This window comes from Burkholderia sp. BCC1977 (assembly GCF_905339595.1).
Lineage (GTDB): Bacteria > Pseudomonadota > Gammaproteobacteria > Burkholderiales > Burkholderiaceae > Burkholderia.
This window is the reverse complement of sequence record NZ_CAJPGQ010000015.1, coordinates 87,874-102,331: the sequence shown is the minus strand read 5'-3', so window position 1 is coordinate 102,331 and position 14,458 is coordinate 87,874. Positions and strand designations below refer to the sequence as shown.

The 14,458-nt window shown below is 68.1% G+C and carries 15 protein-coding genes; 5 read left to right on the top strand and 10 right to left on the bottom strand.

The annotated features are described in order from the left end of the window. Positions 1-8 precede the first annotated feature (8 nt). Both U5771_RS15160 and ubiA read left to right on the top strand, forming a co-directional pair. Positions 9-155 carry a hypothetical protein gene (locus U5771_RS15160; RefSeq protein ID WP_322024728.1) on the top strand — a complete coding sequence of 49 codons (147 nt, stop codon included), beginning with the start codon at positions 9-11 and terminating at the stop codon, positions 153-155. A gap of 220 nt (positions 156-375) precedes the next feature. Further along, a complete protein-coding gene (ubiA, locus tag U5771_RS15155; protein WP_322024727.1) occupies positions 376-1,248 on the top strand; it encodes a 4-hydroxybenzoate octaprenyltransferase in 873 nt (290 codons plus the stop codon). A gap of 102 nt (positions 1,249-1,350) precedes the next feature. Here the strand turns inward: ubiA and proC are convergent, their stop codons facing one another. The 6 genes from proC to U5771_RS15125 all read right to left on the bottom strand — a co-directional run bounded on the left by proC (position 1,351) and on the right by U5771_RS15125 (position 8,567). Further along, positions 1,351-2,163 carry a pyrroline-5-carboxylate reductase gene (gene proC / locus U5771_RS15150; RefSeq protein WP_322024726.1) on the bottom strand — a complete coding sequence of 271 codons (813 nt, stop codon included), beginning with the start codon at positions 2,161-2,163 and terminating at the stop codon, positions 1,351-1,353. 50 nt (positions 2,164-2,213) lie between these two features. Next, positions 2,214-2,912, bottom strand: a complete 699-nt coding sequence (locus U5771_RS15145) for a YggS family pyridoxal phosphate-dependent enzyme (protein WP_322024725.1) — start codon at positions 2,910-2,912, stop codon at positions 2,214-2,216. Positions 2,913-3,050: 138 nt separating this feature from the next. Next, a complete protein-coding gene (gene glcF, locus U5771_RS15140) occupies positions 3,051-4,277 on the bottom strand; it encodes a glycolate oxidase subunit GlcF (protein WP_322024724.1) in 1,227 nt (408 codons plus the stop codon). 7 nt (positions 4,278-4,284) lie between these two features. After that, positions 4,285-5,373 (bottom strand): glycolate oxidase subunit GlcE, encoded by a 1,089-nt coding sequence (gene glcE / locus U5771_RS15135; RefSeq protein WP_322024723.1) that lies wholly within the window; start codon positions 5,371-5,373, stop codon positions 4,285-4,287. A gap of 253 nt (positions 5,374-5,626) precedes the next feature. Next, on the bottom strand, positions 5,627-7,120 hold the full coding sequence (locus U5771_RS15130) for an FAD-linked oxidase C-terminal domain-containing protein (protein WP_322024722.1): 1,494 nt from the start codon (positions 7,118-7,120) through the stop codon (positions 5,627-5,629). 37 nt (positions 7,121-7,157) lie between these two features. After that, positions 7,158-8,567, bottom strand: a complete 1,410-nt coding sequence (locus U5771_RS15125; protein WP_322024721.1) for an FAD-binding oxidoreductase — start codon at positions 8,565-8,567, stop codon at positions 7,158-7,160. Between the two features lie 140 nt (positions 8,568-8,707). Here U5771_RS15125 and U5771_RS15120 point away from each other — a divergent pair, with 140 nt between their 5' ends. Together U5771_RS15120 and hmpA are read left to right on the top strand one after the other, a co-directional pair. Next, a complete protein-coding gene (locus U5771_RS15120; RefSeq protein ID WP_322024720.1) occupies positions 8,708-9,259 on the top strand; it encodes a cob(I)yrinic acid a,c-diamide adenosyltransferase in 552 nt (183 codons plus the stop codon). Between the two features lie 94 nt (positions 9,260-9,353). Further along, positions 9,354-10,562 carry an NO-inducible flavohemoprotein gene (hmpA, locus tag U5771_RS15115; RefSeq protein ID WP_322024719.1) on the top strand — a complete coding sequence of 403 codons (1,209 nt, stop codon included), beginning with the start codon at positions 9,354-9,356 and terminating at the stop codon, positions 10,560-10,562. Between the two features lie 93 nt (positions 10,563-10,655). On the opposite strand, the gene U5771_RS15110 is transcribed toward hmpA, so the two are convergent. From U5771_RS15110 to aroG, 3 genes are all read right to left on the bottom strand, one after another. Beyond that, a complete protein-coding gene (locus U5771_RS15110) occupies positions 10,656-11,045 on the bottom strand; it encodes a type II toxin-antitoxin system VapC family toxin (RefSeq protein ID WP_060965601.1) in 390 nt (129 codons plus the stop codon). Next, on the bottom strand, positions 11,042-11,311 hold the full coding sequence (locus tag U5771_RS15105; protein WP_059574295.1) for a type II toxin-antitoxin system Phd/YefM family antitoxin: 270 nt from the start codon (positions 11,309-11,311) through the stop codon (positions 11,042-11,044). The genes U5771_RS15110 and U5771_RS15105 overlap by 4 nt, the downstream gene beginning before the upstream one ends. A 123-nt stretch (positions 11,312-11,434) precedes the next feature. Continuing rightward, positions 11,435-12,508: a 3-deoxy-7-phosphoheptulonate synthase AroG gene (gene aroG, locus U5771_RS15100; protein ID WP_322024718.1), complete on the bottom strand. Its 1,074-nt coding sequence runs from the start codon at positions 12,506-12,508 to the stop codon at positions 11,435-11,437. On the opposite strand from aroG, the gene U5771_RS15095 reads away from it, so the two are divergent. Continuing rightward, complete coding sequence (locus tag U5771_RS15095) at positions 12,507-12,794, top strand: hypothetical protein (protein WP_322024717.1); 288 nt, start codon at positions 12,507-12,509, stop codon at positions 12,792-12,794. The genes aroG and U5771_RS15095 overlap by 2 nt on opposite strands. A 110-nt stretch (positions 12,795-12,904) precedes the next feature. On the opposite strand, the gene tldD is transcribed toward U5771_RS15095, so the two are convergent. Beyond that, a complete protein-coding gene (gene tldD / locus U5771_RS15090; protein WP_057926717.1) occupies positions 12,905-14,371 on the bottom strand; it encodes a metalloprotease TldD in 1,467 nt (488 codons plus the stop codon). Positions 14,372-14,458: the final 87 nt, after the last annotated feature.

Below are 14,458 nucleotides of genomic sequence, written 5' to 3'. Positions count from 1 at the left end.
TGACGACCATGACGCAAATGATGCTGAACATGCGCGCCGCGTTCACGCCGGCCGAGTGGGCGCGGCGTATCGTCGGATTCGCGATCGTCATCGGCGGTGCGGCCGAGCTGGTCGCGCAGGCGCTGCACGCGCTCGCGCCCGCTGCGGGCGGCTGAGCGCAGTGGTTTGCCAGCGACACGCCGGATCCCGGCCCCAGGCCGCGGCAACGCCGGCTTTGCATCTGTCCCCCGATTGACGGGCAGGGCGGCCCGGCCGCTTGCAGCCGGCTCGGGCGGCCGGCGCGCGTGCCGCGGCACCCGGCCGCGGGCCGGCCCGACATGACGCGAACCGCCGCTCGGCTCTAAAATGCCGGGATTCTCTTCCCGGTGCTTCGCCATGCTTGCCCGCTTTCCCCTGTATCTGCGGCTCGTCCGGATGGACAAGCCGATCGGCAGCCTGCTGCTGCTGTGGCCGACGCTCAACGCACTGTGGATCGCATCGGACGGCCATCCGCGCTGGCCGCTGCTCGTGATCTTCGCGCTCGGCACGCTGCTGATGCGCTCGGCCGGCTGCGCGATGAACGACTATGCCGACCGCGATTTCGATCGTCACGTGAAGCGCACGGCCGACCGGCCGCTGACGTCGGGCAAGATCCGCGCATGGGAAGCCGTCGCGATCGCGGTGGTGCTGTCGTTCATCGCGTTCCTGCTGATCCTGCCGCTCAACACGCTGACGAAGGAGCTGTCGGTCGTCGCGTTGTTCGTCGCCGGCTCATATCCGTTCATGAAGCGTTTCTTCGCGATTCCGCAGGCGTATCTCGGCATCGCGTTCGGCTTCGGCATCCCGATGGCGTTCGCGGCCGTGCAGGACACGGTGCCGATGCTCGCGTGGGTGATGCTGATCGCGAACATCTTCTGGTCGGTCGCGTACGACACCGAATACGCGATGGTCGACCGCGACGACGACATCAAGATCGGCATTCGCACGTCCGCGCTGACGTTCGGCCGCTTCGACGTCGCGGCCGTGATGGCGTGCTATGCGGCGACGCTCGGCATCTACGTGTGGATCGGCGTGTCGCTCGGTTTCGGCCTCGCGTACTGGGCCGGCTGGGCGGCGGCGGTCGGCTGCGCGCTGTATCACTACACGCTGATCAAGGACCGCGAGCGGATGCCGTGCTTCGCGGCGTTCCGGCACAACAACTGGCTCGGCGGCGTGCTGTTCGCGGGGATCGCCGCGCATTACCTGCTGGCCGGCCCGGCAGGCAATTGAAGCGAAGCGGTTGCGCGCCCCGGCGCGCGATGCCAGCAAAAAGCGGCCCAGGGCCGCTTTTTTGCTGGCGCTGCCGGGCAAGCCCGGCCGGCGTCGCTGCGCTTACGCGCGGCCGAGCTCGTCGCCCATTTCCTTCGCGCGTGCCTCGGCTGCGAGCACGCCGCGCACGATCGCTTCCTTCACGCCCTGCGCGTCGAACGACGCGAGCGCGGCGGCCGTCGTGCCGCCCTTCGACGTCACGCGCTCGCGCAGCACGCTCGCCGGTTCGCCCGACTGCGCGGCGAGCTGCGCGGCGCCCGTGAACGTCGCGACCGCGAGCGCGCGGCCCTGTTCGTCGTTCATGCCGAGGCGGCGCGCGGTTTCCTGCAGCGCTTCGATGAAATAGAACACGTAGGCCGGGCCGCTGCCCGAGATCGCCGTGACCGCGTCGAGTTGCGCTTCGTCGTCGAACCAGACGATCTCGCCGACCGCGCCGAGCACGTTCGATGCGAGTTCGCGACCGGCCGCGTCGACGCCCGGCAGCGCGGCGAGACCCGCCACGCCCATGCCGACCAGCGCGGGCGTGTTCGGCATCGTGCGTACGATGCGCGCGTAGTCGCCGAGCCAGCGGGCGAGGTCGGTGGCGCGGATGCCGGCCGCGATGCTGATCACGAGCTGCGACTTCAGATGCGGCGCGAGCGCCTGCGCGACGTCCTTCAGCACCTGCGGCTTCACCGCGAGCACGATCGCGTCGTAGTCCGCGAGCGCCGCGTCGACGGCCGCGCCGGTGCGGATGCCGAACTGCTGCGCGGCGCGCGCGCGAACGTCCTCGTTGACGTCGATGGCATACAGGCCGTCAGCGGCGACGCCGCGCTTGATCAGGCCGCCGATCAGGGCCGCGGCCATGTTGCCGCCGCCGATGAATGCGATTTTCATGGTGTCGAATTGAGCGAGTGAGTGAACGGGAAGGCGGAAAAGGGCGGCGCTCAGTGCGAATAATCGCGTGCGCCGAAGATCGCGGTGCCGACGCGCACGATCGTCGCGCCTTCGAGCACCGCGGCCTCGAGATCGGCGGACATGCCCATCGACAACGTGTCGAGCGGCAAGCCCTCGGCGCGCAATGCGTCGAACAGCGCACGCAGCGCGCGATGCGGTGCGCGTTGCGCATCGGTATCGTCGGCCGGTTCGGGAATCGCCATCAGGCCGCGCAGGCGCAGCGCCGGCAGCGCGGCGACCGCGCGCGCGACGTCGGCCACGTCGGCCGGCGCGACGCCGCTCTTCGACGCCTCGCCGCTGATGTTCACCTGCACGCAGACGTTGAGCGGCGGCAGGTGCGCGGGGCGCTGTTCGGCGAGGCGCTGCGCGATCTTCAGCCGGTCGACCGAATGGACCCAGTCGAACCGTTCGGCGACCGGGCGCGTCTTGTTCGATTGCAGCGGGCCGATGAAATGCCACTCGAGCGCGGCGCGCAGGTCGGCAAGCGCATCGATCTTGTCGATCGATTCCTGCACGTAGTTCTCGCCGAACGCACGTTGCCCGGCCGCATGCGCGGCGCGCACGTCGTCGGCGGGAAAGGTTTTCGCCACGGCGAGCAGCGAGACGGTGGCGGGATCGCGGCCGGCTGCGCGGGCGGCGTCGGCGATGCGGCGGTGAACGGAGTCGAGACGGGCGGCGAAATCGGACATGACGGGCACGGAAGCAGGCACGAGAAGCGAATACGGCTGCGAATACGGCAGCGAATGCGGCAGCGGATGCGGCACGGCACGCGCCGCATCGATTCGCCCATTATACGGACGGGGCGCCGGCAGGGCCGGCCATCCGCGTCAGCCGTACAGCAGATGCTCGACGAGCTGGATCCAGTGCGCGACCGGAATCTGCGTGCCGCTCTGCAGGTGCGCGATGCAGCCGACGTTGCCGGACACGATCATCTGCGGCTCGAGCGCCTGCAGCTTCAGCAGCTTCTGCTTGCGCAGCCGGTACGACAGCGACGGCTGCGTCAGCGAATAGGTGCCGGCCGACCCGCAGCACAGATGGCTGTCGGCCGGCAGCCGCACGTCGATGCCGAGCGTCTCGAGCAGGCGCTCGACCTTGCCGCGCGACTGCTGGCCGTGCTGCAGCGTGCACGGCGGATGGTACGCGACGGTATGGATCGCGCGGCGCCGCGCGAGCGTCGCGATCTCGGCCTCGAACGCGAGCAGCACGTCGGAGATGTCGCGCGTCAGCGCGACGATGCGCTGCGCCTTTTCCGCATAGGCCGGATCGTCGCGCAGCAGGTGCGCGTATTCGAGTACCGTCGCGCCGCAGCCCGTTGCGTTCATCACGATCGCCTCGGCGCCTTGCTCGACATACGGCCACCATGCATCGATGTTGCGGCGCGCGTCGTCGAGCGCTTCGTCGTGATAGTTCAGGTGCAGGCGGATCGCGCCGCAGCAGCCCGCGTCGGGCGCGACGAGCGTCTCGACGCCGAGCGCGTCGAGCACGCGCGCGGTCGCGATGTTGATGTTCGGCAGCATCGACGGCTGCACGCAGCCGGCGAGCATCAGCATCTTGCGCGAATGCGGGCGCTGCGGCCATTCGAGCAGCCGCGTGCGCGGCGGCACCTTGTCGCGCAGCCGTTTCGGCAAGAGCGGCCGCACGTGCTGGCCGAGCCGCATCACCGGCGAGAACAGCGCCTCGTTCGGCACGAGGGTGGCGAGCACGCGGCGCATGAGCCGCTGCTGCACGGGGCGTCGCACTTGCGCCTCGACGTGCTTGCGGCCGATTTCGACGAGCCGGCCGTACTGGACGCCCGACGGGCAGGTCGTCTCGCAGCTGCGGCAGGTGAGGCAGCGATCGAGGTGCTGCTGCGTGCTGCGCGTGACGGGCGCGCCTTCGACCATCTGCTTGATCAGGTAGATGCGGCCGCGCGGGCCGTCGAGTTCGTCGCCGAGCAGCTGGTAGGTCGGGCACGTCGCGGTGCAGAAGCCGCAATGCACGCACTTGCGCAGGATCGCGTCGGCCTCGTCGCCGTCGGGCGTATTGCGGATGAAATCGGCGAGGTTCGTTTGCATCGATCCCTCAGAGATCAGGGTAGAGCCGGCCGCGGTTGAAGATACGCGCGGGATCGAATGCAGCCTTCAGCCCGCGGTGAATTTTCATCAGCGGCGCGGGCAGCGGCGTGAACACGCCCGCGCTGCGGTCGTAGGAATCGCCCGCGCGGAACAGCGTCGCATGGCCGCCGGCCTGCTTCGCGCTCATGCGCACCGTTTGCGCGTCGGCGTCGGTGATCCACCAGCGCTGCGCGCCGCCCCATTCCATCAGCTGGGTGCCGGGCAGGTGCATCGGTTCGGTGATCGACGGCAGCGCGAGCCGCCACAGCGCATAGCCGGGCGGGATACCGTTGAAGAACGGGTCGGTGTGTTCGCGCAGGCCGGCCCAGAAGCGCTCGGCCTCGACCGCGTCGACGACTTCGCCGCCGAGCAGCGTCTTTGCCGATTTCACGGCCGCCTCGGCGCCCGACAGCCGCAGCACGAGCGTGCCGTTGCGCCATGCGCTCGCGCTGACGGGCAGCGGATGGCCGCCCCATTCGTTGAGCTTGCGCACCGCGTCGGTCGCGGTCATCTCGAACTTCAGCGTGACTTCGGCGACCGGCACCGGCAGCACCTTGATCGACAGGTCGAGCATCAGCCCGAGCGTGCCGAGCGAGCCGGCCATCAGCCGCGACACGTCGTAACCGGCGACGTTCTTCACGACCTGCCCGCCGAAGCGCAGCACTTCGCCGCGGCCGTTCATCAGCGTGACGCCGAGCACGAAATCGCGCGGCGCGCCGCAGGTCGCGCGGCGCGGGCCCGCGAGGCCGGCCGCGACGCAGCCGCCGACCGTGGCCGCGCGGCCGAAGTGGGGCGGCTCGAACGGCAGCATCTGGCCGCACTCGGCGAGGACGGTTTCAAGCTGCGCGAGCGGCGTGCCCGCGCGGACCGTGACGACGAGTTCGGCCGGGTCGTACGACACGATGCCCTGAAACGCGCGCGTGTCGAGTATTTCGCCGTCCAGCGCCTGCCCGTACCAATCCTTGGTGCCGCCGCCGCGAATCCGCAGCGGCCGGCCGTCGGCACTGGCGGCACGGATGCGCTCGGCCCATCCGGCGACGATGTCGTCCTCTTCCATGTTCTGTTGCTGCCTCGTTGTTGTCCGGTCGATTGTACCGGGGTGGCGCGAATTCACATCGCGACTATCCCTAAGCCCCGTATCACGAAGGCATGCAGGCGCCGCCGCGCGCACGGCCCGCGCGGGCAGGGCGGTACGCCGCGGCCCGCGCACCGCGCGGCGTTCTCGGGAAAACGCCGGGCCGCCCCACGTTTTCCGCCCCGAACGCAGTCCCCTCGGTGGGCCTGGCGCGAAGCGACAGGTTGGGGGGGGCTCAGAAGCGCGGCAGGTCGGGGTGCGGCAGCAGCCCCCCGCGCACGTGCTGGCGACCGTATTCGGCACAGCGCGCACGGGTCGGGATGCCCTTGTCGGGATTGAGCAGCTCGGCCGGATCGAATGCACGCTTGACCGCGAAGAACGCGTCGCGCTCCTGCGGCGAGAACTGTACGCACATCGAATTGAGCTTTTCGATGCCGACGCCGTGCTCGCCCGTCACGCTGCCGCCGAATTCCACGCAGCATTCGAGGATTTCCGCGCCGAACTGTTCGGCGCGGTGCAGCTCGTCCGGATCGTTCGCGTTGTAGAGGATCAGCGGATGCATGTTGCCGTCGCCGGCATGGAACACGTTGATGCAGCGCAGCCCGTAGCGCGTCTCGAGCTGCTCGATACGGGCGAGCAGCGGGCCGATCGCGCGGCGCGGCACGGTGCCGTCCATGCAGTAATAGTCGGCGGAAATGCGCCCGGCGGCCGGGAACGCGTTCTTGCGGCCGGACCAGAAGCGCAGCCGCTCGCTTTCGTTGCGCGACACCTGGATGCGCGTCGCACCATGCTCGCGCAGCACGGCCGTCATGCGGACGATTTCCTCCGCGACTTCTTCCGGCGTGCCGTCCGACTCGCACAGCAGGATCGCCTTCGCGTCGAGGTCGTAGCCGGCGTGGGTGAACGCCTCGACCGCCTGGGTGGCCGGCTTGTCCATCATCTCGAGCCCGGCCGGGATGATGCCCGACGCGATGATCGCGGCAACGGCCGCGCCGCCCTTCACGACATCGTCGAAGCTCGCCATCACGAGCTGCGCGGTCTGCGGTTTCGGGATCAGCTTCACCGTGACCTCGGTGACGATCGCGAACATCCCTTCGCTGCCGATCATCACCGCGAGCAGGTCGAGGCCCGGCGCGTCGAGGCCGAGCGAGCCGAATTCGACGATCTCGCCGTCGATCGTGACCGCGCGCACGCGCATCACGTTATGCACGGTCAGCCCGTATTTCAGGCAGTGGACGCCGCCGGAATTTTCCGCGACGTTGCCGCCGATCGTGCACGCGATCTGCGACGAAGGATCGGGTGCGTAATACAGCCCGTAAGGCGCGGCCGCCTCCGAAATCGCGAGGTTGCGCACGCCGGGCTGCACGGTGGCCGTGCGCGCGTACGGATCGACCTCGACGATGCGCGTGAAGCGCGCGAGCGACAGCACGACGCCGTTCGTGATCGGCAGCGCGCCGCCGGACAGGCTCGTGCCCGCGCCGCGCGGCACGATCGGCACTTCCATGCGGCGGCAGATCTGCACGATGCGCTGCACCTGCGATTCGGTTTCGGGCAGCGCGACCGCGAGCGGCAGCCGGCGGTATGCCGACAGGCCGTCGCATTCGTACGGCGCGGTGTCTTCGTCGCGGAACAGCAGGCAGTGCGTCGGCAGCACGGCCATCAGCGCCTGCACGACTTCGCGCTGGCGCTGCGCGCGGGTCGCGCTCGACAGTTCGACGGATGCGTTCATTGGGTCTCCAGCCGGGGCGCGGCGGCGCGCCGCCGTGTCAGCACGTGAAGATCTTGCCGGGATTCATCAGGTTGCGGGGATCGAGCGCCAGCTTGATCGCGCGCATCGCGTCGATCGCGTTGTCGCCGTGCTCCTTCGGCAGGAAGCGCATCTTGTGCAGCCCGACGCCGTGTTCGCCGGTGCAGGTGCCGCCGAGGCGCAGCGCGCGCTCGACGATCCGGTCGTTGATGCGTTCGGCTTCGTCGAGCTCCTCGGGCTTGTCCGGGTCGATCAGGATCGCGACGTGGAAATTGCCGTCGCCGACGTGGCCGACGATCGGGCAGGGCAGCGACGACGCGCGCAGGTCGGCTTCGGTCTCCTCGACGCACGCGGCGAGTTGCGAGATCGGTACGCACACGTCGGTCGTCACCGCGCGGCAGCCGGGTTTCAGCTGCAGCATCGCGAAGTACGCGTTGTGGCGCGCCGCCCAGAGCCGCGTGCGGTCCTCGGGGCGGGTCGCCCATTCGAAGCCCTGGCCGTTGTTCTGGCCCGCCAGCGTCTGCACGAGCTCGGCCTGCTCCTTCACGCCGGCCTCGGTGCCATGGAATTCGAAGAACAGCGTCGGCGCTTCGGCGAGCGTCAGGTTCGAGTGGCGGTTGATCGAGCGCACGGCGAGCGAGTCGACGAATTCGACGCGCGCGATCGGCACACCGATCTGGATCGTCTCGATCACGGTGCGCACCGCGTCGCCCATCGACGGGAACGTGCAGATCGCGGCCGACACGGCTTCGGGCAGCGGATGCAGGCGCAGCGTGATCTCGGTGATCACGCCGAGCGTGCCTTCGGAGCCGACGAACAGGCGCGTGAGGTCGTAGCCGGCCGACGACTTGCGCGCGCGCGAGCCCGTCTTCACGACGCGGCCGTCGGCGAGCACGGCGGTCAGTCCGAGCACGTTCTCGCGCATCGTCCCGTAGCGCACGGCGTTGGTACCCGACGCGCGGGTCGCGGTCATCCCGCCGATGCTGGCGTCGGCGCCCGGATCGATCGGGAAGAACAGGCCGGTGTCGCGCAGCGCTTCGTTGAGCGCCTTGCGCGTGATGCCCGGTTCGACCGTGACCGTCAGGTCTTCGGCGTTGATCGACAGCACGCGGTTCATTTCGGACAGGTCGAGCGAGACGCCGCCGCGCACGGCGAGCAGGTGGCCTTCGAGCGACGAGCCGGCGCCGTACGGGATCAGCGGCACGCTGTAGAGTGCGCACAGCGACACGACTTGGCGGACTTCATCGGCGTTGTGGGCGAACACGACGGCGTCGGGCAGTTGCGGATCGAACGGCGATTCGTCGCGGCCGTGATGGGCGCGGACGGCGTCGGCGGTCGACACGCGCTCGCCGAAGGCGGCGCGCAGCGCATCGAGCATGGCGGAGGGCAGCGGGCGGCGCGTGGCGGCCGGCGGGGCAGGGTGATTCACGAATGTCTCCTGACGACTGCTTGTCAAACTTTCGGCCCATTCTACGCTGGAACGCCTGCTGCACCTGCCGCCGCGGGCTGCGATAATCGCATTCCAACCCAACCGGGCCGCATCGCGGCCGCGCACGAGAGGACATTCGTATGGGCAACCGCTTGAGCAAGATCGCGACGCGCACGGGCGACGACGGCACCACCGGCCTCGGCGACGGACGGCGCATCGGCAAGGACGACGCGCGGATCGCCGCGATCGGCGACGTCGACGAACTGAACTCGAACCTCGGCGTGCTGCTCGCCGAACCGCTGCCGGACGACGTGCGCACGGCGCTCGTGACGATCCAGCACGACCTGTTCGATCTCGGCGGCGAGCTGTGCATTCCCGGCCATGCGGTGCTCGACGACACGCACCTCGCGCGCCTCGACAAGTGGCTGGCCGACTACAACGCGACGCTGCCGCCGCTGAAGGAATTCATTTTGCCGGCCGGCTCGCGCGCGGCGTCGCTCGCGCACGTATGCCGGACGGTGTGCCGGCGCGCGGAGCGCACGATCGTCGCGCTCGGGCGCACCGACACGCTCAATGATGCGCCGCGGCGTTACGTGAACCGGCTGTCCGACCTGCTGTTCGTGCTGGCGCGCGTGCTGAACCGCGCGGATGGCGGCTCGGACGTGTTATGGGAGCGCGGGCGCGTCCGCTGACGCCCGGTGTCGTTTTTCCGCGCTGCGACAATTTGCCCGAGGGACGTCGATTTTTAAAGATGTATCGTATGTGCATGTTTAACGGAGAACGAACATGACCCACATCACCGCTGACCAGATGGCTCGCGTGAAGGCCACTGCCCCTGTCCTCGCCGTGCACGGCGCGACGATCACGAAGCACTTCTACCAGCGCATGTTCGCGCGCCATCCGGAACTGAAGAACCTGTTCAACCAGACGCACCAGAAGACCGGCAGCCAGCCGGAAACGCTCGCGAAGGCGGTCTATGCGTATGCGGCGAACATCGACAACCTCGGCGCGCTCGGCGGGGCGGTGTCGCACATCGCGCACAAGCACGCGAGCCTGAACATCCGTCCCGAGCATTACCCGATCGTTGGCGAGAACCTGCTCGCGTCGATCGTCGAAGTGCTCGGCGACGCGGTCGATGCTCAGACGCTCGAGGCATGGCGCGTCGCATACGGCCAACTTGCGCAGATCCTGATCGGCGCCGAGGCCGACCTGTACGCGGGCGCCGCGTGGAGCGGCTTCCGTCCGTTCAAGGTCGCCCGCAAGGTGCGTGAAAGCGACGAGATCACGTCGTTCTACCTGACGCCCGCCGACGGTGGCGAGGCGCCGACTTTCGAGCCGGGCCAGTACGTCACCGTGAAGCGCTTCGTCGGCGACCTCGGCGTCGACCAGCCGCGCCAGTACAGCCTGTCCGACGCGCCGCACCGCAAGTGGCTGCGCATCTCGGTGAAGCGCGAGGCCGGCCAGCCGGAAGCGATCCCGGCCGGCAAGGTGTCGACGCTGATGCATGACGGCGTGGAAGAGGGCGCGATCGTCGAGGTGACCGCGCCGATGGGCGAATTCTCGCTGAAGCGCGGCGTCGATACGCCGGTCGTGCTGATCTCCGGCGGCGTCGGCCTGACGCCGATGGTGTCGATGGCATCGACACTGGTCGGCGAGGGCAGCAAGCGTGAGGTGCGGTTCGTCCACGCCTGCCGGTCGGGCGCGGTGCATGCGTTCCGCGACTGGCTGAACGATACGGTGCGCGAACACGCGAACGTGAAGCGCACGGTGTTGTATGAACTGGTCGGCCCGAACGATCGCGTCGGTGTCGATCACGATCTCGAAGGGCGCCTCACGCCGGAGCGCGTGCAGCAGTACGCGCTGGTGCCGGACGCCGACTACTACATCTGCGGCCCGATCGCGTTCATGAAGGCGCAACGCGACGCGCTGGTCGCGCTCGGCGTCGCGCCGGAACGCGTGAACACCGAGATCTTCGGTTCGGGTGCGCTCGAGTGAGGTACCGGCGGCCGGTCTCGGCGAACGCAACGATGCAATGACAAAGCCCGGCGCGAGCCGGGCTTTTTTACTTGCGGCGCCGTGGGGGCGACTTCAGGCGCGCAACATCAGCGTTGCGTGGTAGCGCCACACCTTTGGATCGGCGCTGACGAGCGGCATGCCTTCATGTAGTGCCTGCGCGACCATCACGCGGTCGAACGGATCGGCATGGTCCGGGAAATCCGGCAACGCGGCGACTGCCTCGGCGTGATCGCTGCTGATCGGCAACTCCGCAAAACCTGCAAGCCGAAATGCCGAACGCGCATCTCTCGGATGGACGGGCAGATTGCCTTTGCGGTATTTGATCGCGATTTCCCAAATCGACGCGGCGCTGACGTACAGCGTGTTTTGGGGATGTTCGATCAATGCGGCCGCGGTTGCCGAAAGTTGCGGCGCGCCTTCAGCCGCCCAGAGCGCGATGTGCGTATCGAGCAGCAGCTTCACGGTGCAAGCCCTTGGTCCGAGCTGGCATCGAAGTCGGCGGCGATCGATTCATCGCCGGCATTGAACGCCTCGACGCTTGTCGGAATGTTCAATCCGGCAAGCAACTGACGGGCTGCGCCGATCCGCTTCGGCGCGGTGTACGGAACGATCCGGGCGACCGGATGACCATTGCGGGCGATCACGACTTCGGCTTCGCGCCCCGATTCAAGCGCTTCCACGAGGCTGGAAAGCCGCGACTTGGCATCGTGCATGTTGACGGTCGACATGGCCGATCCTCTGATTAGCTAGATGATGTTAGCTAGTCTAACAGAGCAACACGCCGACCGCAGGCTGGCCGCATGGCCAATTCGCCGCCAGGCGGGGCCATACGGTCAGCCTGTTGACGTTCTTCAGTTGCCGCTGCCGCGCGCGACGCGGCGTGCCTTCACCGATTCCGCGAGACCTTCGAGCACCTTCACGCTGTCGTCCCACGCGATGCATGCGTCGGTGATGCTCTGGCCGTAGGTCAGCGGGCAGCCTTCCTTCAGGTCCTGACGCCCCTCGACGAGGTGCGACTCGATCATCACGCCGACGATGCGCTCGTCGCCGGCCGCGACCTGACGGCCGATGTCCGCGCACACGGGGATCTGGTTCTCGTGCTTCTTCGAGCTGTTCGCGTGGCTCGCGTCGATCATCAGGCGCGCGGCGAGGCCGGCCTTGCCGATGTCCGCGCACGCGGCGTTCACGCTGTCCGCGTCGTAGTTCGGCGCCTTGCCGCCGCGCAGGATCACGTGGCAGTCCTCGTTGCCGGCCGTCGACACGATCGCCGAGTGGCCGCCCTTGGTCACCGACAGGAAATGGTGCGGCTGCGATGCGGCCTTGATCGCGTCGACCGCGATCTTCACGTTGCCGTCGGTGCCGTTCTTGAAGCCGACCGGGCACGACAGCCCCGACGCCAGTTCGCGATGCACCTGCGATTCGGTCGTGCGCGCGCCGATCGCGCCCCACGAGATCAGGTCGGCGATGTACTGCGGGCTGATCATGTCGAGGTATTCGGTCGCGGCCGGCAGCCCCATCTCGTTGATCTGCAGCAGCAGCTCGCGCGCGGTGCGCAGCCCTTCGTTGATCTTGAAGCTGTTGTCCAGATGCGGATCGTTGATGAGCCCCTTCCAGCCGACCGTCGTGCGCGGCTTCTCGAAGTACACGCGCATCACGATTTCCAGTTCGCCCTGGAAGCGCTCGCGCTCCTTCACGAGCCGCCCCGCGTACTCGATCGCCGCCTTCGTATCGTGGATCGAGCACGGCCCGATCACGACGATCAGCCGGTCGTCCATCCCGTGCAGGATGCGGTGCATCGACTGGCGCGAGTTGTAGATCAGCTCGGACGCGGCCTCGGAGCACGCGAATTCGCGGATCAGGTGGGCGGGCGGCGTCAGTTCCTTGAGTTCGCGAATGCGGACGTCGTCGGTATTGTGCGGGGGCATGCTGTTTCTCCTTTTTCCGGGCGCCGTTCGGTCAGTGCGCGTGCGGCAGATTCATCGATTCGGGCAATTCATTGGTTTCGGTCGGGGCCGCGGAGCTTGCTGCGGCGGCGACCGGGTGGCGAAGGGCGAAAAAAAACCGCCGGGTTCGCCGGCGGTTTTTTCGGGAATTTCGGTTGCGCTTTACGCGCCATCAACCCTCTCGATCCGCCAGCGGTCTGAGATGCCAAAAAAAGTAAAAATAAAACTTGGCGGACATGACGGAGATTCGGTTCGTCAAAAAAGTTGATTCGGAATTTATACCCCGTCGCCGGGCCGCTGGCAACCGGGGAAGCTCGAAAATGCGGACAATCCGCGCGTTTTTGTCAAAATGCGCGGATTGTCTGCGCCGCGATGCGGTTATGCCGTACCGCCGACCGTCATCTTGTCGATCCGCAGGGTCGGCTGGCCGACGCCGACCGGCACGCTCTGGCCTTCCTTGCCGCATACGCCGACGCCCGAGTCGAGCGACATGTCGTTGCCGATCATGCTCACGTACTTCAGCGATTCCGGGCCGCTGCCGATCAGCGTCGCGCCCTTCACCGGGTAGGTGATCTTGCCGTTCTCGATCATGTACGCCTCGGACGCCGAGAACACGAACTTGCCGTTCGTGATGTCGACCTGGCCGCCGCCGAAGTTCACCGCGTACAGGCCGTTCTTCACCGACGCGATGATTTCCTGCGGATCCTTGTCGCCGTTCAGCATGTACGTGTTGGTCATGCGCGGCATCGGCAGCGCCGCGTACGACTCGCGCCGCGCGTTGCCGGTGACGGGCATCTTCATCAGGCGCGCGTTCAGCGTGTCCTGGATGTAGCCCTTCAGGATGCCGTCCTCGATCAGCGTCGTGCACTGCGTCGGGTTGCCTTCGTCGTCGATGTTCAGCGAGCCGCGGCGATTCGGCAGCGTGCCGTCGTCGACGACGGTCACGCCCTTCGCGGCGACCTGCTCGCCGATCCGGCCGGCGAACGCCGACGAACCCTTGCGGTTGAAGTCGCCCTCGAGGCCGTGGCCGATCGCTTCGTGCAGCAGCACGCCCGGCCAGCCCGGCCCGAGCACGACCGTCATCGCGCCGGCCGGCGCGGGGCGCGCGTCGAGGTTCACGAGCGCCGCGTGCACGGCGTCGTCGACGTAGCGCGACAGCACGTCATCGGTGAAGTAGCCGTAGTCGAAGCGGCCGCCGCCGCCGCCGGAGCCGATCTCGCGGCGGCCGTTCTGTTCGGCGATCACCGTGACCGACACGCGCACCAGCGGGCGGATGTCGGCCGCGAGCGCGCCGTCGCTGCGCGCGACCAGCACGACGTCGTATTCGCCGGCGAGGCCCGCCATCACCTGCGTGACGCGCGGATCGCGGCCGCGCGCCATCTGCTCGATGCGCTCGAGCAACTTGACCTTGGCGGTCGCGTCGAGCGACGCGAGCGGATCGGACGGCAGGTACAGGTCGCGGCCCGAGATGCCCTTCAGCGACGTCGCCGCCTTGATCTTCTGGCGGCCGCCGCCGGCCGCCGCGATCGCCTTGGTGGCCGCGGCCGCCTGGGCGATGGCTTCCGGCGACAGGTCGTCCGAATACGCGAACGCGGTGCGGTCGCCGGCGACCGCGCGCACGCCGACGCCCTGGTCGATGCTGAAGCTGCCCGACTTCACGATGCCTTCCTCGAGGCTCCACGCTTCGCTGCGGGTCGCCTGGAAGTACAGGTCCGCGTAGTCGACGCGATGCGTGAAGATGTCGGCGATCGTGCGCGTGAGCAGGCTCTCGTCGAGGCCGTACGGCGTGAGGAGGATGTCCTTCGCCAGCGCAAGATTGCGGATGCCGGGTTCGATGATGTTCATGCGGGTATCGAGGGTTCTCAAAAAGTTGTCGGGTGCGTTCTGGGCAGATGGGTTGGCCGGGCGGCGTTTCAAGCCCCGCGGCGGTTC